The sequence below is a fragment of the Blastococcus sp. SYSU DS0510 genome (assembly GCF_054050835.1).
The window spans coordinates 21,887-41,026 of record NZ_JBJHAC010000011.1; the positions used below are offsets into that span (position 1 = coordinate 21,887).

20 protein-coding genes and 1 tRNA gene are annotated in these 19,140 nt (G+C 74.4%); 10 read left to right on the top strand and 11 right to left on the bottom strand.

Features of this window, described 5'->3' with window-relative positions:
* Positions 1-70: 70 nt before the first annotated feature.
* From ACI79P_RS10600 to ACI79P_RS10620, 5 genes are all read right to left on the bottom strand, one after another.
* Entirely contained in the window at positions 71-496 is a 426-nt protein-coding gene (locus tag ACI79P_RS10600) for a hypothetical protein (RefSeq protein WP_456581008.1), read from the bottom strand.
* Positions 497-511: 15 nt separating this feature from the next.
* Positions 512-1,138, bottom strand: coding sequence for a TetR/AcrR family transcriptional regulator (locus ACI79P_RS10605; protein WP_456581009.1), 627 nt, complete (start codon positions 1,136-1,138; stop codon positions 512-514).
* A gap of 162 nt (positions 1,139-1,300) precedes the next feature.
* Positions 1,301-1,435 carry a hypothetical protein gene (locus ACI79P_RS10610; RefSeq protein ID WP_456581010.1) on the bottom strand — a complete coding sequence of 45 codons (135 nt, stop codon included), beginning with the start codon at positions 1,433-1,435 and terminating at the stop codon, positions 1,301-1,303.
* 85 nt (positions 1,436-1,520) lie between these two features.
* Positions 1,521-1,676, bottom strand: a complete 156-nt coding sequence (locus ACI79P_RS10615; RefSeq protein ID WP_456581011.1) for a hypothetical protein — start codon at positions 1,674-1,676, stop codon at positions 1,521-1,523.
* A gap of 64 nt (positions 1,677-1,740) precedes the next feature.
* Positions 1,741-2,667: a ribokinase gene (locus ACI79P_RS10620; protein WP_456581012.1), complete on the bottom strand. Its 927-nt coding sequence runs from the start codon at positions 2,665-2,667 to the stop codon at positions 1,741-1,743.
* A 106-nt stretch (positions 2,668-2,773) separates the two neighbouring features.
* Here ACI79P_RS10620 and ACI79P_RS10625 point away from each other — a divergent pair, with 106 nt between their 5' ends.
* The 4 genes from ACI79P_RS10625 (at position 2,774) to ACI79P_RS10640 (ending at position 5,636) form a co-directional block, all read left to right on the top strand.
* A complete protein-coding gene (locus tag ACI79P_RS10625) occupies positions 2,774-3,115 on the top strand; it encodes a DUF3140 domain-containing protein (RefSeq protein WP_456581013.1) in 342 nt (113 codons plus the stop codon).
* A 6-nt stretch (positions 3,116-3,121) separates the two neighbouring features.
* On the top strand, positions 3,122-3,826 hold the full coding sequence (locus ACI79P_RS10630; protein WP_456581014.1) for a methyltransferase domain-containing protein: 705 nt from the start codon (positions 3,122-3,124) through the stop codon (positions 3,824-3,826).
* 73 nt (positions 3,827-3,899) lie between these two features.
* Positions 3,900-4,928, top strand: coding sequence for a type III polyketide synthase (locus tag ACI79P_RS10635; RefSeq protein ID WP_456581015.1), 1,029 nt, complete (start codon positions 3,900-3,902; stop codon positions 4,926-4,928).
* A 63-nt stretch (positions 4,929-4,991) separates the two neighbouring features.
* Complete coding sequence (locus ACI79P_RS10640) at positions 4,992-5,636, top strand: response regulator (RefSeq protein WP_456581016.1); 645 nt, start codon at positions 4,992-4,994, stop codon at positions 5,634-5,636.
* A gap of 11 nt (positions 5,637-5,647) precedes the next feature.
* Here ACI79P_RS10640 and ACI79P_RS10645 read toward each other — a convergent pair whose 3' ends face one another.
* The 3 genes from ACI79P_RS10645 to ACI79P_RS10655 all read right to left on the bottom strand — a co-directional run bounded on the left by ACI79P_RS10645 (position 5,648) and on the right by ACI79P_RS10655 (position 8,128).
* Positions 5,648-7,276 (bottom strand): GAF domain-containing protein, encoded by a 1,629-nt coding sequence (locus ACI79P_RS10645; protein WP_456581017.1) that lies wholly within the window; start codon positions 7,274-7,276, stop codon positions 5,648-5,650.
* A gap of 191 nt (positions 7,277-7,467) precedes the next feature.
* Positions 7,468-7,541 (bottom strand) — tRNA-Gly (locus ACI79P_RS10650).
* 50 nt (positions 7,542-7,591) lie between these two features.
* Positions 7,592-8,128: a methyl-accepting chemotaxis protein gene (locus tag ACI79P_RS10655; RefSeq protein WP_456581018.1), complete on the bottom strand. Its 537-nt coding sequence runs from the start codon at positions 8,126-8,128 to the stop codon at positions 7,592-7,594.
* A gap of 221 nt (positions 8,129-8,349) precedes the next feature.
* On the opposite strand from ACI79P_RS10655, the gene dcd reads away from it, so the two are divergent.
* Positions 8,350-8,934, top strand: coding sequence for a dCTP deaminase (gene dcd, locus ACI79P_RS10660; RefSeq protein ID WP_456581019.1), 585 nt, complete (start codon positions 8,350-8,352; stop codon positions 8,932-8,934).
* Here the strand turns inward: dcd and ACI79P_RS10665 are convergent.
* From ACI79P_RS10665 to ACI79P_RS10675, 3 genes are all read right to left on the bottom strand, one after another.
* Positions 8,931-10,268 carry an MFS transporter gene (locus ACI79P_RS10665; RefSeq protein WP_456581020.1) on the bottom strand — a complete coding sequence of 446 codons (1,338 nt, stop codon included), beginning with the start codon at positions 10,266-10,268 and terminating at the stop codon, positions 8,931-8,933. The two genes, dcd and ACI79P_RS10665, sit on opposite strands and share 4 nt — an antisense overlap.
* A 133-nt stretch (positions 10,269-10,401) precedes the next feature.
* Complete coding sequence (locus tag ACI79P_RS10670) at positions 10,402-12,702, bottom strand: heterodisulfide reductase-related iron-sulfur binding cluster (RefSeq protein WP_456581021.1); 2,301 nt, start codon at positions 12,700-12,702, stop codon at positions 10,402-10,404.
* Positions 12,703-13,014: 312 nt separating this feature from the next.
* On the bottom strand, positions 13,015-14,016 hold the full coding sequence (locus ACI79P_RS10675) for a type IV toxin-antitoxin system AbiEi family antitoxin domain-containing protein (RefSeq protein WP_456581022.1): 1,002 nt from the start codon (positions 14,014-14,016) through the stop codon (positions 13,015-13,017).
* Between the two features lie 300 nt (positions 14,017-14,316).
* Between ACI79P_RS10675 and dnaK the strand changes: the two genes are divergently transcribed.
* From dnaK to ACI79P_RS10700, 5 genes are all read left to right on the top strand, one after another.
* Positions 14,317-16,191, top strand: coding sequence for a molecular chaperone DnaK (gene dnaK / locus ACI79P_RS10680; protein ID WP_456581023.1), 1,875 nt, complete (start codon positions 14,317-14,319; stop codon positions 16,189-16,191).
* Between the two features lie 26 nt (positions 16,192-16,217).
* On the top strand, positions 16,218-16,910 hold the full coding sequence (gene grpE, locus ACI79P_RS10685; RefSeq protein ID WP_456581024.1) for a nucleotide exchange factor GrpE: 693 nt from the start codon (positions 16,218-16,220) through the stop codon (positions 16,908-16,910).
* 76 nt (positions 16,911-16,986) lie between these two features.
* On the top strand, positions 16,987-18,198 hold the full coding sequence (gene dnaJ, locus ACI79P_RS10690; RefSeq protein ID WP_456581025.1) for a molecular chaperone DnaJ: 1,212 nt from the start codon (positions 16,987-16,989) through the stop codon (positions 18,196-18,198).
* Entirely contained in the window at positions 18,195-18,647 is a 453-nt protein-coding gene (locus ACI79P_RS10695) for a heat shock protein transcriptional repressor HspR (RefSeq protein WP_456581026.1), read from the top strand. Before dnaJ ends, ACI79P_RS10695 begins: the two co-directional genes overlap by 4 nt.
* Positions 18,644-19,117: a MarR family winged helix-turn-helix transcriptional regulator gene (locus tag ACI79P_RS10700; RefSeq protein WP_456581027.1), complete on the top strand. Its 474-nt coding sequence runs from the start codon at positions 18,644-18,646 to the stop codon at positions 19,115-19,117. Before ACI79P_RS10695 ends, ACI79P_RS10700 begins: the two co-directional genes overlap by 4 nt.
* The last annotated feature ends 23 nt before the right edge of the window (positions 19,118-19,140 follow it).

Here is a 19,140-nt window from a genome sequence, read left to right on the forward strand (position 1 = left end):
TGCCCGCGCTCGCGCACGCGGAAACAGGGCCCTCACCAGGCGTGTCGGGATCGCGCCCCCGGGCGGGCCGTCAGTCGGCCAGCGCCGGGCCGGCCTCGTGCGCGGGGTGGCCCACGGTCCGCTCGCGCTGCTTCATCCGCGCCTCGAACACGTGCCGGTCGCCCCCGGCGAGCTCGTCCCGGGCGCGCGCGTCGAAGGCGCGGAAGGTGCCCCAGTAGTTCTCGTCGAAGTCCTCGACGATCTGGAACGTCCACCGGTCGGCGACGACGTTGCGCCCCACCAGGTCCCGCTCGAGGTCCGCGGCCAGCGGGCCGGCGCCGGCGTCCCGGAACAGGTCGACGGACTCCTGCAGGAGCCGGTCGGCCTTGCCGGTCAGCTGGTGGAAGGCGTACAGGAAGCCACGCGCCTGGTCGACGGTCTCCAGGGCCTCGGACAGCTTGCCGAGCGCCTCCACGATCTGGTCGTCGAGGTCGGGCCGGGTGCGGTCGTTGCTCACCGGCCCATCCTGCGGTCAGCCGCGGGCGACCGCGATCTCGATCAGCCGCTCGGCCAGCCGTCGCCCGTGGGCGGCGGGGCCGTCGGGGCCCAGGAGCCCGCCCGAGAGGTACATCCCGTCGATGATCAGGTGGACCTGGGCGGCGAGGTCCTCGCCGTTGCCCGGGACGATCTCGTCGGCCAGCCGCTCCAGGCGCGCGTGCAGCTCGAACTTGTAGTCGGCGGCGGCGCTGCGGGCGGGGTGCTGCGGGTCGTCGTACTCGCTGCTGACGTTCGTGAACGGGCAGCCGCGGAACCCGGTCCGCGTGACGTCGCGCTCCACGGCGTCGACGACCGACAGCAGCGCCGCGCGCGGGTCGCCTTCGAGCCGGTCGAGCTCGGCGTCGATGAACCCCAGCACGGTCGCCGCCTTGCGGCTGAGGTAGGCCCCGACGAGGTCGTCCTTGCTCTTGAAGAGCCGGTAGACCGTCATCTTGCCCAGCCCGGTCTCGCGGACCAGCTCGTCCATGCCCACGCTGCGGGAGCTCCGGCCGGCGAAGAGGCGCTCGGCGGTGTCCAGCACGATCGCCTGCCGCTCGGCGCGGCTGCGGCGGACCGGAGCCGTGGCGTCGTCGGCGGCGGTGAAGGGCAGGGCGGCGGTCACGTCACCGATGCTGCACCAGATCGTGACGGAGCAGTTCGCGGCACGCCGACCGTGATCGCTCTGGGTGATGAGGGGCGCCCGGGCTCCCCGTGGCACCGGGGAGCGGAGGTGTTCGTGTGACGACGCAGCGTGACCGCCGAGCCCCGCAGAGCCCAGCGGGCGTCAGTTCCGGCGGGTGCGGCGCGGGTTGGCCAGCAGCCGCGCGACGGCGCGCGCCGTGGTCTCGCCGGAGGAGTCGGCCCGCGACCCGTCGGTCGACTCGTCGGTGGCCCGGGTGTGCGGCAGGTTGTCCTCCATGCTCCGGCGCGTGCCCGGGTCGTGGCGGTGCGAAACCGGCGCGCGGCCGATCAGGGCTGAGAGGTGGGTCACCCGCCCGGGCCGGTCAGGTGTCCGGGGTGTCGGCACCCCCGCCGGCGGCGTCGGTGCGGCCCTCGGCCGGCTCCTCGGGGTGCGGGGTGCGGCCGCTGCCGGGCTCCTCGCCGGCCGGGTCGCCCTCGGCGCGCTCGGCGCTGCGCGGCGTGCGGTGGGATTCGCTCATCGCGGGTTCCTCCTCGGGTGGGACGGGAACCCTGTGCCCGGTCCTCGGGCGGGGAAACCGGGGGTCAGCCCACCGGGGTGGCCGCGGGCACCCGGGTCAGGAGCTCGCGCACCGTCTCCTCGTCGGGCAGCGCGCCCCGCGCGCCCGGGCCCGTGGTGGACGCCGCCGCCGCCGCGACGGCGTGCCGGACGGCGTCGGGGAGCGTGGCGCCGGTGGCGAGCGCCTGGCCCAGCGCACCGCAGAAGCAGTCCCCGGCGCCGGTCGTGTCGACGGCGGTCACCGGCGGCGGCGGCTGCAGCACGGCCGGTCCCTCCCCCGGCGGCACGACCAGGGCACCGCGCGCGCCGAGGGTCACCACGACGGCGCCCGGCGTCACCCGGCGGGCCAGCCGCACCAGGTCGGCGGGGGAGCGGTCGGCCGGCCCGGCTCCGGCCAGCAGGAGCAGCTCGTGCTCGTTGGGGACGAGCACGTCGACCCGCCGCAGCAGGGCGTCGGACAGCGGGGCGGGCGGCGCCGGGGTGAGGACGACGGTGCCGGTCGCGGCCCGCGCCGCCGCCTCGACCGCCGGCATCGGCACCTCGAGCTGGAGCAGCAGCACGCGCGCCGACCGCACCGACGGCACCTCGACGTCGACGGGGGAGAGCTCGGCGTTCGCGCCCGGCACCACGACGATCAGGTTCTCGCCGGTGCCCGCCTCGACCGGGATGGTGGCGCTGCCGGTGAGCGTGCCGATCGTGCGCAGCACGCGGCTCACGTTGACCCGGGAGGAGGCCAGCGCGGCGAGCTGCCGGTCGCCCGCCGGGTCGTCGCCCACCCGGCCGACCATGTGCACACCGCCGCCCAGGAGCCCCGCGGCCGCGGCCTGGTTGGCGCCCTTCCCGCCCGGGGCGAGCGCCGAGGCGCGGGCGACCACCGTCTCCCCCCGGCCGGGCAGCCGGTCGACGGACACCAGGACGTCCTCGTTGAGGCTGCCGACGACGGTGACGGACACGGGGACCTCCGGGGACGGGACAGGGGTACCAGCAGTACCAGACGCGCGGTTTCCGCCGGTCGGCGCGGCGGTACCCGGGGGAGGACGACCACCGAGCGGAGAACTGATGGCGACCGACGACCCCGACACGACCCGGCGCGCGTTCGGCGAGGCGGTGAACATGACCGCGGGCGAGCTGGAGAAGTGGCTGGAGACGGAGGAGTCCCGGTCCGTGGGGCAGAAGGACGGCGACGGCGAGTCCACCGGCCACGCCTCCGGCCGGCGGATCGTGGAGCTGCTGCGCACCAAGAAGGGCGACCTCGACGACGACGACCTCGCCCACATGCGGAAGGTGCACGGCTACGTGGCCCGCCACCTGGCCCAGCGCCCGGAGCACGAGGACGTGGAGAGCTCCCGGTGGCGGTACTCCCTGATGAACTGGGGGCACGATCCGCTGAAGAAGGGTTAGGCACCCGTGCGACCCACCACCCTGCCGCGCAACGACCCCGCCCAGTACGACGACCTCGCCGACCAGTGGTGGGAGCCCGCGGGCGGGTTCGCCGCGCTGCACTGGCTGGCCGCCTCCCGGGCCGAGCACATCCCCCCGGCGGAGGGGCCCGCGCTCCTGGTCGACCTCGCCTGCGGCGGCGGGCTGATGGCCCCGCACGCCGCCCGGCTGGGGTACCGGCACGTGGGCGTCGACCTCGGGCTGGAGGGGCTCCGGGTCGCCGGCGCCCGCGGCGTGCTCCCCGTGCGCGGCTCGGTGCTCGCCGTCCCCCTGGCCGACGGCTGCGCCGACGTCGTCGTCGCCGGCGAGATCCTCGAGCACGTCGAGGACGACGTCGCGGTGCTCGCGGAGTGCGCGCGCCTGCTCCGGCCCGGTGGGGTCCTCGTCGTCGACGCGCTGGCCGCCACCCGGATCGGCCGCTTCCTCATGGTCACCGTGGGAGAGCGGCTACCCGGCGGCCCGCCACCGGGCATCCACGACCCGGCGCTCTTCGTCGACCGCGAGCGGCTGCTCGCCGCGGCCGACCGGCTGGGTCTGGACCTCCACCTGGTCGGCCTGCGCCCGTCGTTCCGGGACGCGATCGCCTGGCGGCTGGGCCGCCGCGACTCGGTCCGCATGAAGCCGATCCGGTCCACGGCCGTGGTCTTCGCCGGCTACGGCCGGAAGCGGTGAGCGGGCGACGCGGCGGCCGCGCACGTACCGTCGGAAGCATGATCCCGAGCAGGTCGGCCGTGGAGCCGCGCCCGTGACGACCGCCGTCCTCACCGGGGCCGGGTCCGCGCTGCCCACCACGCTCGACCAGGAGGCCGCCTGGGACGGGTTCTTCGCCGACCACTACGCGGGGGTCCGCGCCGCCCGCCGGATCTTCCTCGGCGCCGGCGTCCGCAGCCGGCACGCGGTCGCCAACCCCATGGACGAGGACCTCAGCGGCTGGGGCACCGGCGCGCGCATGGCCCGGTACATCGAGGAGGCCCTGCCGCTGGGCAAGCAGGCGGTGGCCGGCGCGCTGGACTCCGCCGGGCTCGCCCCGGGCGACGTCGGCCTCTTCGCCGTCGCGACCTGCACCGGGTACGCGACGCCCGGGCTGGACATCCGGCTGGCCAGCGACCTCGGCATGCCCACGGGGCTGCAGCGGCTGCTGGTCGGGCACATGGGCTGCTACGCGGCCATCCCCGGCCTGGCCGCCGTCGGCGACTTCGTCACCGCCCGGTCCCGGCCGGCGGTGCTGCTGTGCTGCGAGCTGACCAGCCTGCACGTGCAGCCCGCTCAGGACGACCTCGAGCAGGTGGTCGCGCACGCGTTGTTCTCCGACGCCGCCGCGGCGGTGGTCGTCGAGCCCGGCACGTCCCGCGGGCGGCGGCTGGCCGCGGTCGTCGCGCGCACCGACGCCTCCACGGCCGACCACATGACCTGGGACGTCACCGACCTCGGCTTCCGCATGGGGCTCTCCCCGCGGGTGCCCGACGTCCTCTCCCGGCACGTGGGCGACGTCGTCGACGAGTTGCTCTCCGGGGCAGGCCTGCGCACCGAGGACGTCGCCGGGTGGGCCGTGCACCCCGGCGGCCCGCGCATCATCGACGTCGTCCGCGACGAGCTGGGGCTGCGCGAGGAGCAGGTCGCGGCGTCCCGCCGGGTGCTCTCCGAGCACGGCAACTGCTCCTCGGCGACCGTCCTGCTGGTGCTCCAGGAGCTGGCCGACGTCGACGGCCCGGTCGTGGCCATGGCGTTCGGGCCAGGCCTGACCCTGTACGCGGCGCTGCTGCTGCCGGCCTGAGGAAGCCCTTCCCCGTGCTCGGGACGCTGCCCCGGAGGGCGACCTCGGTCTAGCGTTCGCGGCGTGGAGCAGGCAGCCGGTGGGGCCCCGACCGTGCGGGTGTTCCTGGTCGACGACCACGAGGTGGTGCGTCGCGGCGTGGCCGACGTGCTCGAGGACGACCCGGCCATCTCCGTCGTCGGGGAGGCGGGCTCGTGCGCCGAGGCGCTGGCGCGGGCGCCCGCCGTCCGTCCCGACGTCGCCGTCCTGGACATGCGGCTGCCCGACGGCGACGGCGCCACGCTCTGCCGCGACCTGACCGCCCGCCTCCCGCGGGTGCGGTGCCTGGTCCTCACCAGCTACGCCGACCGGGCGGCCCGCGACGAGGCGGTGCGGGCCGGCGCGGCCGGTTTCCTGCTCAAGCAGGTGCGCGGCTCGGCGCTGGTGCAGGCGGTGCGGACCGTCGCGGCGGGCGGCGCCCTCACCGAGCCCGGTGCACCGCCCCGGCCCCGGTCCGGCAGCGACCGGCTCGCGGTGCTGACCGACCAGGAGCGCACCGTCCTGGCGCTCATCGGCGAGGGGCTGACCAACCGCCAGATCGGCGAGCGGATGGGGCTGGCCGAGAAGACCGTGAAGAACTACACCAGCCACCTGCTGGCCAAGCTCGGGCTCGAGCGCCGTACCCAGGCCGCCATCCTGGCCACCGAGCTGCGCGACCCCCGGCGCTGAGGCAGCGGCCGTCAGGCCGGCAGCGGCACCGTCCACCGGATCTCGGTCCCCGAGGGGCCCGTGGAGACCGCCAGCCGCCCGCCGCGGCGTTCGGCGCGGTCGGCCAGGTTGGCCAGCCCGCTGCGCACGGTGACCGCCGGCACGCCGCCGCCGTCGTCGGTGACCACGACCCCCACCTCGTCGCCCAGGGTCACCGACACGGCCACCCGGGTCGCCCGGGCGTGGCGGACCACGTTGGTGACCAGCTCCCGGACGACGGCGATCACGTCGCCGGCCATGCCCGGCGGCAGGTCCTCGACCTCGCTGCGCACCCGGAGGTCGGGGCGCAGCCCGTGCCCGTCGGTCACCGAGCGCACCACCTCGGCCAGCCGCCGCCGGACGGCGTCCGACGAGGAGTCCTCCGCTCCGTGCAGCTCGAAGATCGACGCGCGGATACGGGCGATGGTGCCGTCGAGCTCGTCCACGTGGGTCGCGATCCGCCCGGCGACGGCGGGGGCGGTCTCCTCCACGGAGCGGCCCAACCGGTCCAGGGCCAGGGCGGTGGCGAAGATGCGCTGCACCACGTGGTCGTGCAGGTCCCGGGCGATGCGGTCGCGGTCGGCCTGTACCTGCAGCCGCTGCTCGCGCTGCTGGCTGCGGACCAGCCGCATGGCGACGGTCGCGTGGGTGCCGAACGCCGAGGCCGGCTCCAGCACCGCGGGGTCGAAGGGCGGTCGCCCCCGCACCCGCAGCGCGACCAGCGTGGTCGGCGGGGACGCGCCGCCCAGGGGGAGGAACAGGGCCGGGCCGTAGCGGGCCGTGAACTCACCGATCACCGCGGCGTGGGTGGTGCCCGGCTCCTGCGGGACGGCGACGTCCTCGACCAGCGCGGGGGTGCCGGAGCGGTGCGCGTCCCCCAGCCGGGTGCCGGCCAGCGGGATCCGCACGCCCTCGGAGTCGGCGGCGTCGGGCCCGACCGCCGCGGTGACGGTCAGCGTCCCCTCGTCCCCGGTCAACGGCGCGAGGATGCCGACGGTGTCGGCGTCGGCGAGCTCGGCGACGCGCGCCGCCGCGGCGCGCAGCACCTCCCCGGCCGGGCGCCCCGACAGCAGCGCCGTCGCGATGTCGGTGCCCGCCTGCGACCAGGCCCGGCGTTGCTCGGCGTGCTCCAGCAGCCGGGCGTTCTCGATGGCCAGCCCCGCCACCGCCGCCATGGCCCGGGTGATCTCCAGGTCGGCGGCGGTGAACTCGCCCCCGGTCAGTTTCTCGGTGAGGTACAGGTGGCCGAAGGCGGAGTCGCGGGCGCGGACCGGCACTCCGAGGAAGGACCCCATCGGGGGGTGCCCAGCGGGGACGCCCACGGAGGCGGGGTGGGCGCGCAGGTCGGCCAGCCGGAGCGGCGTCGGGTCCTGGACCAGCAGGCCCAGGATGCCGGCGCCCGCGGGCGGGTGACCGATCCGCTGGTGGTCCTCGGGCCCCATGCCCACGGTGACGAACCGGTCCAGGCCGCTCCCGTCAGGGGTGAGCACGCCCAGCGCGCCGTAGCGGGCGTCGACGTGCCGGACCGCGACCGCGACGATCTCGTGCAGGGTCGCCTCGAGCTGCCCGCCCGAGGCCGCCGCCAGCACCGCAGCGGTGAGCGCTGCGGCGTCGTCGCTCATCGACGGGACCGGCGACAGGGCGGGGGCACGGCCCTGACGGTAGGAGCGGCGGCCCGGTGGGGGAAGCGCTTCGCCCATCCTCGGGCACGATCCGGTGGCCCCCCAGGGACCAAAGGCCCCGGTCCTGGTCCGTAATGGCCCGCGGGCCAGAACGCGACGAGGCCCCGGTCGCGGGGACCGGGGCCTCGGGGTGGAGCGGGTGACGAGAATCGAACTCGCACTGTCAGCTTGGGAAGCTGATGTTCTACCATTGAACTACACCCGCGGACGGCGACGAGACTACCTGGTCGCCGTCCCGCCGCGACAGCGGCCTCCTCAGCGCCGCATCTCGGCCAGGAAGCCGATCGCCTCCGACCGCAGCTTCTCCGCCATCCGCGAGAGCCCGGTGACGTCCTCGTGGGCGGTGTTCAGCGACGCCGAGCCGTCCACCGCGGCCGCGATGCCGTCGACGAGCCCGTTCATGTCGTCGACGGTCGAGCTCACGCTGCTCATGACGGCCGCGACGTCCTCCGACGCCTGCCGGATCTGCTCGACCTGGGCGGTGACCCGTTCTGTGGCGCGGCCGGTCTGGTCGGCGAGGTCCTTGACCTCCGAGGCGACGACGGCGAACCCCTTGCCCGCCTCGCCCGCGCGGGCCGCCTCGATGGTGGCGTTGAGCGCGAGCAGGCGGGTCTGGGCGGCCACCGAGTCGATGAGCGCGATGATCTCCTTGATCTCGGCCGACGAGCGGGTGAGCGACCCGATGGTGTCCTGCGCGGTCCCGACCTCGGTGCTGGCCGCGGACGCGGCCGCGGTGAGCCCGGACGCCGACGCGCTGAGCTCGGTCGCGGCGGTCGCCACCTGCTCCGACATGGAGAGCACCACGGACTCGAAGTCGTCGGCCAGCCGCAGCCGGCTGCTCTGCGCATCGGTGACCCGACCGGCGGCCGCCTGCGTCGCGCCCCGGGCGTCGTTGATGTCGGTGGCGGTGCGCCGGAAGGAACCCAGCAGGCCCGTGGCCGCGTGCTGCTCGAGCGCCGGGCGCTGCCCTTCACTCCGGGAGAGCGGGAAGGCGGTTCCCTAGACTCCGCGCCATGCTGCTGAGCGACCGCGACATCACGGCCGCGATCGCCGGGGGACGCCTCGGCATCGAGCCCTACGACCCGGGGCTGGTGCAGCCGTCCAGCATCGACGTCCGGCTGGACCGGTTCTTCCGCGTCTTCAACAACGCCCGGTACACCCACATCGACCCGGCGAAGCAGCAGGACGACCTCACCACCCTGGTCGAGCCCGACGGCGACGAGCCGTTCGTGCTGCACCCGGGCGAGTTCGTGCTGGGCTCGACGCTGGAGGTGGTGAGCATCCCCGACGACCTCGCCGCCCGGCTCGAGGGGAAGTCGAGTCTCGGCCGTCTCGGATTGCTCACGCACTCGACGGCGGGCTTCGTCGACCCGGGCTTCTCCGGGCACATCACGCTGGAGCTGTCCAACGTGGCGAACCTGCCGATCACCCTCTGGCCGGGCATGAAGATCGGGCAGCTCTGCCTGTTCCGCCTGACCAGCGCGGCCGAGCACCCCTACGGCTCCGCCGTCTACGGATCCCGGTACCAGGACCAGCGCGGGCCGACCCCGTCGCGCGCGTTCCGCAACTTCACCCGCGCGGAGACCCGGCGCCCCTAGCCGCGCGGCGGTGTGGCGTCGTCGACCCGGGCGGCGGCCGGGACCTCGACCCCGGCGCTCTCCAGCACGCCTGAGCAGCGGCCCGCCGGCGACCAGCCGGGGACCGTCCGCTCCACCTCGTCGTCGACGAAGACCTGCCGCGTGGCGATCCACCCGGCGACGGCGAGCACCGCCACACCGGTGAGCACGATGACGAACATGCCGTCGTAGCTGCCGGTCGCCCCGCGCAGGACGCCCACCAGCAGCGGGCCCGCCCCGGCGACGACGTAACCCCAGCTCTGGCTGACGGTGGAGAGCGCCGCGACGGTCTCCGGCGTTCGGGCGCGCAGGCCGATGAGCGTGAGCACCATCGAGAAGGTGCCCATGCCGACGGCGATCAGGATCATCCAGAGCCACGGCGCGGCGGTCGGCGCCGTCCAGAGGCCGACCCAGCCGGTCACGTAGCTGGCGAGGAAGACCGCCAGCAGCGGGCGCTGCAGGAACGGCCGGACGGTGAGCGACGGGATGACGGCGCTCAACGGGAGGCCGACGACGGAGTTCAGGCCCAGCAGCAGCCCGGCGGTCGCCGCGCTCAGGCCCGAGTCGCGCAGGTACTGCGCCGACCAGCCGATGACGACGTAGGCCTGCAGCGCCTGGACGCCGAAGAACGCGGTGATCGCCACCGCCGTCGGGCTGTGCACCAGCGACCGCATGCGGACGGTGGTGTGGCTCTGCCGGGAGGTGTCCGGAGCGGCGGGGAGGGCCAGCCAGACCGTCGCCGCGATCAGCGCGGGCAGCGCCCAGACGACGAGCGCCCAGCGCCACCCGCCACCGTCGGTGCCCGCCGCGTCGGCGATGGGCTGCGAGGCGACGGCGGCCAGGGTCGCGCCCAGGCCCATCGCCGTGCTGTACGCGCCGACGAGCGGTCCGGTCCGCCCCGGGAAGTGGCGCTTCACCAGGCCGGGCAGCATGACGTTGCCGAGGGCCCCGCCGGCCATCGCCAGCGCCGTCCCGGCGAGGAAGACCGGGAAGGCCTCGGCCAGGCTGCGCAGCACGAGCCCGGCGGTCATCGCGATCAGGGCGCCGGCGAGCACGTGGGAGTCGCGGAAGCGCGCCGACAGGGCCGGTCCGGCGAAGCCGATGAGCGCGAAGCAGAGCACCGGCATGGTGGTGATGACGCCGGCCGCGCTGCTCGAGATGCCCAGGCCCCGCTCGATCTCCTGCAGGACGGGGCCGACGCTGGTGACCGCCGTCCGGAGGTTGAGCGCCGTCAGGACGATGGCGACGGCCAGCATCCCGAGACCCCGCCGTCGATCGCGGCCGGTGCTGCTGCGGGCAGGGGCGGTGCGCGTCACCCCGAAAGCGTCCTCCATGACGCGGCGCACATCGCCCCCGGGTGGGTGCGCCGCGCAACCACCCGGTGCCCCGGAACGGCGACGGCGCGCGCCCCCGGGCGGGGGACGCGCGCCGTCGTCGGGCTGCCGCGGGTCAGGTCTGCGGACCGTGCTCCGTGGCCGCCGAGCCGGTGCCGGCCGGGTCGTCGGCCTTGGTGCCGACGTCGGCACCGGACTCCGCGCCCGGGGCGCTGACGCCGACCGGCGTCATGGAGCGGAGCAGGATCTGGCTGACGTCGAGGACCTCGACGTGCTCGCCGGCCTCGCCGTTCTGCTTCTTGCTGGTCAGCGCGTCGCTGAGCATCGTGATGCAGAACGGGCACGCGGTGGAGATGACGTCGGGATCGAGCTCGAGGGCCTCCTCGGTGCGCTCCATGTTGATCCGCTTGCCGATCTTCTCCTCCATCCACATGCGGGCACCGCCGGCGCCGCAGCAGAAGCCGCGGTCCTTGCAGCGGTGCATCTCCTGCGTGGAGAGGCCCTGGACGGAGTCGAGGATCTCGCGCGGGGGCGTGTAGACCTTGTTGTGCCGGCCCAGGAAGCACGGGTCGTGGTAGGTGACCTTGCGGTCGATGGGCGTGACCGGGGTCAGCCGGCCCTCCTCCACGAGCTTGCCCAGCAGCTGGGTGTGGTGCACGACCTCGTACTCGCCGCCGACCTGGGGGTACTCCCGGCCGAGCGAGTTGAAGCAGTGCGGGCAGGTCGCGACGATCTTGCGGGTGCCCGGCACCCGGCCCTCGAAGACGCCGTTGAGGGTCTCGACGTTCTCCATGGCCAGCTGCTGGAAGAGGAACTCGTTGCCCATGCGGCGGGCCGGGTCACCCGAGCAGGTCTCGCCGTTGCCGAGGACCGCGAACTCCACACCGGCTGTGTGCAGGAGCTCGGCGACGGCCTTGGTGACCTTCTTGGCGCGGTCGTCGACGGCGCCGGCGCAGCCGACCCAGAACAGGTACTCGACCTCGTGGGGCAGCGGACCGTCGGCGACGCGGACCTCGAAGTCCATCTCCTTGATCCAGTCCTCGCGGACGTTGCCGCCCATGCCCCACGGGTTCCCGCGCTTCTCGAGGTTGGTCATCATGACGCCGGCCTCGGACGGGAAGCTGGACTCGATCAGCACCTGGTAGCGGCGCATGTCCTCGATGTGGTCGATGTGCTCGATGTCCACCGGGCACTGCTCCACGCAGGCACCGCAGTTGGTGCAGCTCCACAGGACGTCGGGGTCGATGACCCCGCCCTCCTCGAGGGTCCCGACCAGCGGGCGGTGCGCCTGGGCGTCGTTGGTGCCCTCGATGCGGGCGTAGCCCGACGCCCACACCTGCTCGTCGGAGGGCTTGAGGACGTCGTAGTCCGGCGCCGTCTCGGACGCCGTCTTCTCACCGAGGAGGTAGGGGGCCTTCGCGTAGAGGTGGTCGCGGAGGTCCATGATCACCATCTTCGGGCTGAGCGGCTTGCCCGTGTTCCACGCCGGGCACTGGCTCTGGCACCGCCCGCACTCGGTGCAGGTGGTGAAGTCCAGCATCCCCTTCCAGGTGAAGTCCTCGATCTTGCCGCGACCGAAGACGTCGTCCTCGCCCGGGTCCTCGAAGTCGATCGGCTTGCCACCGGAGGTCATGGCGGGCAGCGGGCCGAGCGCGGGAGCGCCGTCGGGCTCGCGCTTGAAGTAGATGTTGAAGAAGGCGCTGAACCGGTGCCACGCGACACCCATGTTCAGGATCCGGCTGATGACGACCAGCCAGGTCAGCGAGACCACGATCTTGATGAACGCGACGATCGAGACGACGTCGGGGTTGTCCGGGAAGAGGTTGGACACCAGGCTCGCCACCGGGTGGGACCAGGTCGGGGCGTCGTCCAGGCCGGAGGCGATCTTCGCGGCGCGGATGCTCAGGATGCTGATGCCGACGACCAGGACGACGGCCTCGACGAAGTAGCCGCGGCCCTCGTTGGACCCGGCGAACCGGCTCTTGCGGCCCTGCCGGCGCGGGTGGTCCCGCTGACGCCGGATGATCAGGTAGAGGATCCCGAGGATCGTGCCGGTGCCGATGAAGTCGACGAAGAGGCTCCAGATCGGCCAGGTTCCGATGAGCGGCAGGTGGAACGCCGGGTTCCACACCTCGCCGAACGCCTCGACCAGCGTCAGGAAGAGGCCGTAGAAGCCGACGAAGACGAACCAGTGGGCGATGCCGATGCTCGACCACTTCAGCATCCGGGTGTGGCCCAGCGACTCGACGACCAGCGTCTTCAGCCGGGTCTTGACCGGGCCGAAGCGGGTGCCGTCGGGCTGGCCGGTGCGGATGATGCGCACCATCGCCCGGACGGCCCGGTAGGCCATGACGGACGACACGATCAGGAACAGGACGCTGATCGTCCCCAGGACGATCTGCAGCGGGCCCGTCATGTTTTCCCCTCCCGTACGCCTGGCGGCGTCGGTCGACTCCCGCCGGCCGCGCTGGCGACGGGGCTGTGTGCGGTGCGCGCGGGCCCACCGGCCGGTGGGCCGGCGATCGGCGCGCAGTGCGGACAGACGCAGCCCGCACTCCAGCGCACGATAGCTGGCGCGCTGTGAGGCTACTCGCGGGTAACCGTGGGCGCTGTGCCCCGGATCGGCCGACCTCCACGGGGCGCCGTGCCCAGCGGCCGACCGTCACCCCAGGCCCGTGGTCGGCATCACAGCGTTCTGCGCCTGGGGTCGCGGCGATCGGCCGCGGTCTCAGCCGGCGCGCGTCCGACCTCGCGCGCGGGGTGTGGCGGTGAAGCGGCGCACGGTGGGTCCGGTGGCGGTGAGCAGCTCGCGCAGCCGCGCCTCGACCCGGGGCCAGCCGCGGTCGAGGTCCTCGTCGGCGACCCGGACCACGCGGATGCCCAGCGCTCGCAGCTCGTCCTCGCGGCGCTTCTCCTCCCACAACACCTCGGCGGGCGTCCGCCCACGCCACGGGTCCGTGTACTTCACCTTCCCGTCGAACTCGACCGCGACGGCGGCCGCCCCGAACCACGCGTCGACGACGCCGACCAGCCGCCCGGCGCTGTGGATCTCCACCTGCAGCACCGGCGCCGGGAGCCCCGCCCCGATGATCCGCAGGCGGCCCCGCGTCTCCAGGGGCGACTCGGCGCGCCCGTCGGCGAGGTCCACCGCCCGGGCGGCGCGGCGGGCGCCCGGCCAGCCCTGGAGTGCCGCCGCCCCGTCGGCGAGCTGCTGCACGGTGACGCGCCTCCCGAGCAGTGCGGCATCCATGGCGACCACCGCGTCGTCGAGCGGCCACCGACGGGCCCCGTCGAGCAGGGTGCGGGTGGTGGTGGTCAAGCGGAGCGGTCCCTCCGAGGTGACGTCGTCCGGCCGCAGCGGGGCCTGGGTGACCCGGTAGCCCCGTCCCTGCCGGGACAGCCGGGGGTCGGTCAGCCGGATCGGGCCCGCGGTCGTCGCCCTGGGGGTCGGTAGGCCCCAGAGCCGGGCGGCCGTCCCGTGGCTCAGCGCCAGGGTCGGGCGGTCGAGCTCCAGCAGGACGGCGAGGCACTCCAGCCGGTGGCGGGTGCCGTCGGTCGTCGCCGAGCGGATGACGTCGGCAGGGGCGTAGACGCCGCGGCGGAGGCAGACCCAGGCCCCCGACGAGCGGAGGCGGCGGATCTCGGGGTGCTCGTAGCCGGCACGGCGGGCGTCCCGTGCGGTGAACAGGCCCAGCTGGCGCTCGGCGGCGGCGCGGAGGAGGGGGTGCACCGGCGCAGTCTCGGCCGTGCGGGGGTCGTGCGGCGGGTGGTCGACGGATCTGTGGATGACCGCGAAGGGGCTTCGAGGCTCGTGGAACCGCCCCCAGCCTCGTACCGCTGGGGGCGCGACCACGAGCCTCGGGCGACGCGTCGAGCCGTGGGCGAGGGAGCGTCGACGGGGCTCGGGAACACGACCGCCGCGCCTGCCGTTAGGGTGGGCAGGAAAGTTGAGCGGACCCCGCGCAAGGGCGGACCCCGACTCCCGGCACGGACCAGTACCACCCCAGCACACGGAAGAGAGGCCATCTCCATGGCTCGAGCGGTCGGTATCGACCTCGGCACCACCAACTCCGTCGTCACCGTCCTCGAGGGCGGTGAGCCGACGGTCATCGCGAACTCCGAGGGCTCGCGCACCACCCCGTCGGTCGTCGCCTTCGCCAAGAACGGCGAGGTCCTCGTCGGCCAGTCGGCCAAGAACCAGGCCGTCACCAACGTCGACCGCACGATCCGCAGCGTCAAGCGCCACATGGGCACGGACTGGCGGACCGAGGAGATCGACGGCAAGAAGTACACGCCGCAGGAGATCAGCGCCCGCATCCTGCAGAAGCTCAAGCGGGACGCCGAGACCTACCTGGGCGAGCCGGTGACCGACGCCGTCATCACCGTCCCCGCCTACTTCGAGGACGCGCAGCGCCAGGCCACCAAGGAGGCCGGCGAGATCGCGGGCCTCAACGTCCTGCGCATCGTCAACGAGCCGACCGCGGCCGCGCTGGCCTACGGCCTGGACAAGGGCGAGACCGAGCAGACGATCCTCGTCTTCGACCTCGGTGGCGGCACCTTCGACGTCTCCCTGCTCGAGATCGGGGACGGCGTCATCGAGGTGAAGGCCACCGCCGGCGACAACCACCTCGGTGGTGACGACTGGGACGAGCGCGTGGTCAAGCACCTGGTGCAGACCTTCAACGCGCAGAACGGCATCGACCTGTCCAAGGACAAGCTGGCGATGCAGCGCCTCCGCGAGGCCGCCGAGAAGGCCAAGATCGAGCTGTCCGGCGCGCAGTCGACCAACCTCAACCTGCCGTACATCACCGCCGGCGCCGAGGGCCCGCTGCACCTCGACATCACGATCACCCGCGCCGAGTTCCAGCGGATGACGCAGGACCTGCTCGACCGCGCCCGCGCGCCGTTCAACCAGGCGATCCGCGACGCCGGCATCTCGGTGAACCAGATCGACCACGTCGTCCTGGTCGGTGGCTCGACCCGCATGCCCGCGGTCTCCGACCTGGTGCGCGAGCTCACCGGCGGCAAGGAGCCCAACAAGGGCGTCAACCCCGACGAGGTCGTCGCCATCGGCGCCGCGCTGCAGGCCGGCGTCCTCCGCGGCGAGGTCAAGGACGTCCTGCTCCTCGACGTCACCCCGCTCTCCCTGGGCATCGAGACCAAGGGCGGGATCATGACCAAGCTCATCGAGCGCAACACCACGATCCCCACCAAGCGCTCCGAGATCTTCACGACGGCCGACGACAACCAGCCCTCCGTGCAGATCCAGGTGTTCCAGGGCGAGCGCGAGATGGCGATGTACAACAAGAAGCTCGGCATGTTCGAGCTCACCGGTCTGCCCCCGGCGCCGCGCGGCGTCCCGCAGATCGAGGTCGCCTTCGACATCGACGCCAACGGCATCGTCCACGTCCACGCGAAGGACCTCGGGACGGGCAAGGAGCAGTCGATGACCATCACCGGCGGCTCGGCCCTCCCCAAGGAGGACATCGAGCGGATGATGAAGGACGCCGAGGCGCACGCCGAGGAGGACAAGCGCCGCCGCGAGGAGGCCGAGACCCGCAACCTGGCCGAGTCGCTGCAGTACCAGACCGAGAAGTTCCTGGCCGAGAACGGCGACAAGATCCCGGCCGAGAAGAAGGACGAGCTCGGCGAGGCGCTGTCGGAGCTGCGCTCGGCCCTCGGCGGCTCGGACATCGAGGCCATCAAGTCGGCGCAGGAGAAGGTGGCCCGCGTGTCGCAGGAGGTCGGCGGCGCGCTCTACGCCCAGCAGGCCGAGGCGGCCGGCGGGGCGCCCGGCGCCGAGGGCGGTACCGACGCCGGCGCCGGTGCCACGGGTGCCCGGGCCTCGGGTGACGACGACGTCGTCGACGCCGAGATCGTCGACGAGGACACCGACCGCCGATGAGTTCGGGGGACGAGCAGCCGCGGGTCATGATCCGTGACAGGCGGCGGATCGACCCCGTCACCGGCGCAGTGCGGACGCCGGCCGGCGAGCAGCCGGCCGGCGTCCGGCCCGGTACCGACCTCCCAGGGGAGCAGATGAGCGAGCACGACACGACGGCCACCGACGAGGCCGTGGGCCCGGACCAGGGCACGGCGCCGCAGCAGGAGACCGGGGCGCAGGACGCCGCACCGCCGGCCGGCGCCGACGGCGACCTGGCCCAGCAGCTGGCCGAGCGCACCGAGGACCTGCAGCGGGTCACCGCCGAGTACGCCAACTACCGGCGGCGGGTCGACCGGGACCGCGCGCTGGTCGTGGACCAGGCGGCGGAGCGGTTCGCCGCGCAGCTGTTCCCGATCGTCGACGACATCGAGCGGGCCCGCGACCACGGCGACCTGACCGGCGCCTTCAAGGTGGTGGCCGACCGCGTCCTCGGGTTGCTCGACGGGCTCGGGGTCGAGGCGTTCGGGAAGGCCGGCGACGAGTTCGACCCGTCGCTGCACGAGGCCGTCATGCACGACACCTCCGCCGAGGTGAGCGTGCCCACGGCCACGACCGTGCTGCGGCAGGGCTACCGCCGCGGCGAACGGGTGCTGCGCACCGCGATGGTCGCGGTCACCGAGCCGGAGTCGCCGGCCCCGGCGGCGGAGCCCGCCGGGTCCGCCGACCAGACCGCCGGCTGAACGGCGACCGACCGATCACGAGAGGGGGCCGGATGAACCAGCCGGAGGCTTCCGGTTCCTCACCGGAGGTGGGTCGATGAGCACCCGTGACTTCATCGAGAAGGACTACTACGGCGCGCTCGGCGTCCCCCAGGACGCCGACGCCGCCGCGATCAAGAAGGCCTACCGCAAGCTGGCCACCGAGCTGCACCCGGACAAGAACCCGGGGAACGCCGAGGCCGAGGCGCGGTTCAAGGAGGTCTCCGAGGCCTACGACGTGCTCTCCGACCCCAAGCGGCGCGGCGAGTACGACGACGCACGGCGGCTGTTCGGCGCCGGGGGAGCCGGTGCCCGCGCCGGCTTCCCCGGCGGATTTCCGGGGGCGGGCCCCGGCGGCCAGCCCTTCGACCTCGGCGACCTCTTCGGGGCGGCCGGGGCCGGTGCCGGCGCCCGCGGGGCCGGCGGCCTGGGCGACATCCTCGGCGGCCTCTTCGGCGGCGCGGGGGGTGGCGGGGCCCGGGCGCGCAGCCAGGCGGCGTCCGGTCCGGCCCGGGGCCAGGACGTCGAGACCGAGGCGACCCTCTCCTTCGAGGAGGCCGTCCTCGGCGTGACGGTGCCGCTGCGGATGCAGAGCCCGGGCAGCTGCCCGACCTGCGCCGGCAGCGGCGCCCGCCCGGGCACCTCGCCGCACACCTGCCCGGTCTGCCAGGGCGCCGGGGTGACCAGCCGCAGCCAGGGCGCGTTCGCCTTCTCCGAGCCGTGCCGCAACTGCCGCGGCAGCGGTCAGGTGGTGGAGGACCCGTGCCCCACCTGCGCCGGCAGCGGGATCACCAGCCAGACCCGCACCATCACGGTGCGCATCCCAGCCGGGGTCAAGGACGGCCAGCGCATCCGGCTGGCCGGCAAGGGCGCGCCCGGGCGGCGGGGCGGCCCGGCCGGCGACCTCTTCGTCGTCGTCCACGTGTCCGACCACGAGCTGTTCGGCCGCAAGGGCGAGGACCTCACGCTGACCGTGCCGATCACCTTCGCCGAGGCCGCGCTGGGCACCACGCTCACCGTCCCCACCCTCGACGGCACCGTGTCGCTCAAGGTGCCGCCCGGCACCGCCAGCGGCCGCACGCTCCGGGTGCGCGGGCGCGGCGTGCCGGCGAAGGGCCGCACCGGCGACCTGCTGGTCACCGTGGAGATCGCCGTCCCCGCGCGGCTGACCCCGGCGCAGCGCAAGGCCGTCGAGAACCTGGCCGAGGAGATCGACGAGGACCCGCGCCCGCAGATCACCGCCGCGGTGCGGGCGGGAGGTGAGGCATGACCAGGCCGTCGGGCGGGCCGCTGGGCGACGCGGCCCAGGCCGTCGCCGACGACGCCCCGGTGTTCGTGATCTCCGTGGCGGCCGAGCTGGCCGGCATGCACGCCCAGACGCTCCGGCAGTACGACCGGCTCGGGCTGGTCAGCCCCGGCCGGACCCCCGGCGGCGGCCGTCGGTACAGCCCCCGTGACGTCGCGCTGCTGCGCGAGGTCCAGCGGCTGTCGCAGGAGGACGGCGTGAACCTCGCCGGGATCAAGCGGATCATCGAGCTGGAGTCCCAGGTGGAGGCGCTGCAGGCCCGGGTGCACGAGCTGCTCGAGGAGCTGCAGCACTCCGAGAACCGCCGGATGGCGGCGGAGGCCGCGGTCCCGGCGGCGTACCGCGCGGACCTGGTGCCGCACCGGCGGCAGACCTCGGCCCTCGTCGTCTGGCGCCCGGGCGGTAGCCGGTGAGCGGGCCGGACGTCGACCCCCACGAGGCCTTCGTCGCGCTCGAGCGCGAGATCGGGCTGCTGCTCCGGCGGTCGCGCGCCATCTCCACCCGGCTGGCGCGGGAGCTGCACCCCGACCTCGACGGCGCCGCGTACGGCCTGCTGGCCCTGCTGCAGGACACCGGACCGCTGCGCGCCAGCGACCTGGTGGCACGGCTCGGGCTGGACAAGAGCACCGTCAGCCGGCAGCTCTCCAGCCTGGTGGAGCTCGGGCTGGTCGACCGGACCGCCGACCCCGACGACGGCCGGGCGCAGGTGCTGACGCCCTCGGCCGAGGGGGCGGCGCGGCTGGCCCGCATCCGGTCGGCCCGCCGGGCCCGCTGGGAGAGCGACATGGCCGGCTGGCCGCCCGAGGACGTCGCGACGCTCGCCGTCCTGCTGGAGCGGCTCAACCGGATCGGCGAGGCGCGCGAGGCCGAGTCCGGGCAGTGACCGCACCGGCGGGACCCCCCGCC

Coding starts and splice junctions, on each gene's coding strand:
- ACI79P_RS10655 (WP_456581018.1), bottom strand. CDS start 8,128: ATGTCGGAGCAGGTGGCGACCGCCGCGACCGAGCTCAGCGCGTCGGCG.
- ACI79P_RS10670 (WP_456581021.1), bottom strand. CDS start 12,702: ATGACGGGCCCGCTGCAGATCGTCCTGGGGACGATCAGCGTCCTGTTC.
- ACI79P_RS10645 (WP_456581017.1), bottom strand. CDS start 7,276: ATGAGCGACGACGCCGCAGCGCTCACCGCTGCGGTGCTGGCGGCGGCC.
- ACI79P_RS10610 (WP_456581010.1), bottom strand. CDS start 1,435: ATGGAGGACAACCTGCCGCACACCCGGGCCACCGACGAGTCGACCGAC.
- dnaK (WP_456581023.1), top strand. CDS start 14,317: ATGGCTCGAGCGGTCGGTATCGACCTCGGCACCACCAACTCCGTCGTC.
- ACI79P_RS10695 (WP_456581026.1), top strand. CDS start 18,195: ATGACCAGGCCGTCGGGCGGGCCGCTGGGCGACGCGGCCCAGGCCGTC.
- dnaJ (WP_456581025.1), top strand. CDS start 16,987: ATGAGCACCCGTGACTTCATCGAGAAGGACTACTACGGCGCGCTCGGC.
- grpE (WP_456581024.1), top strand. CDS start 16,218: ATGATCCGTGACAGGCGGCGGATCGACCCCGTCACCGGCGCAGTGCGG.
- ACI79P_RS10625 (WP_456581013.1), top strand. CDS start 2,774: ATGGCGACCGACGACCCCGACACGACCCGGCGCGCGTTCGGCGAGGCG.
- ACI79P_RS10615 (WP_456581011.1), bottom strand. CDS start 1,676: ATGAGCGAATCCCACCGCACGCCGCGCAGCGCCGAGCGCGCCGAGGGC.
- dcd (WP_456581019.1), top strand. CDS start 8,350: ATGCTGCTGAGCGACCGCGACATCACGGCCGCGATCGCCGGGGGACGC.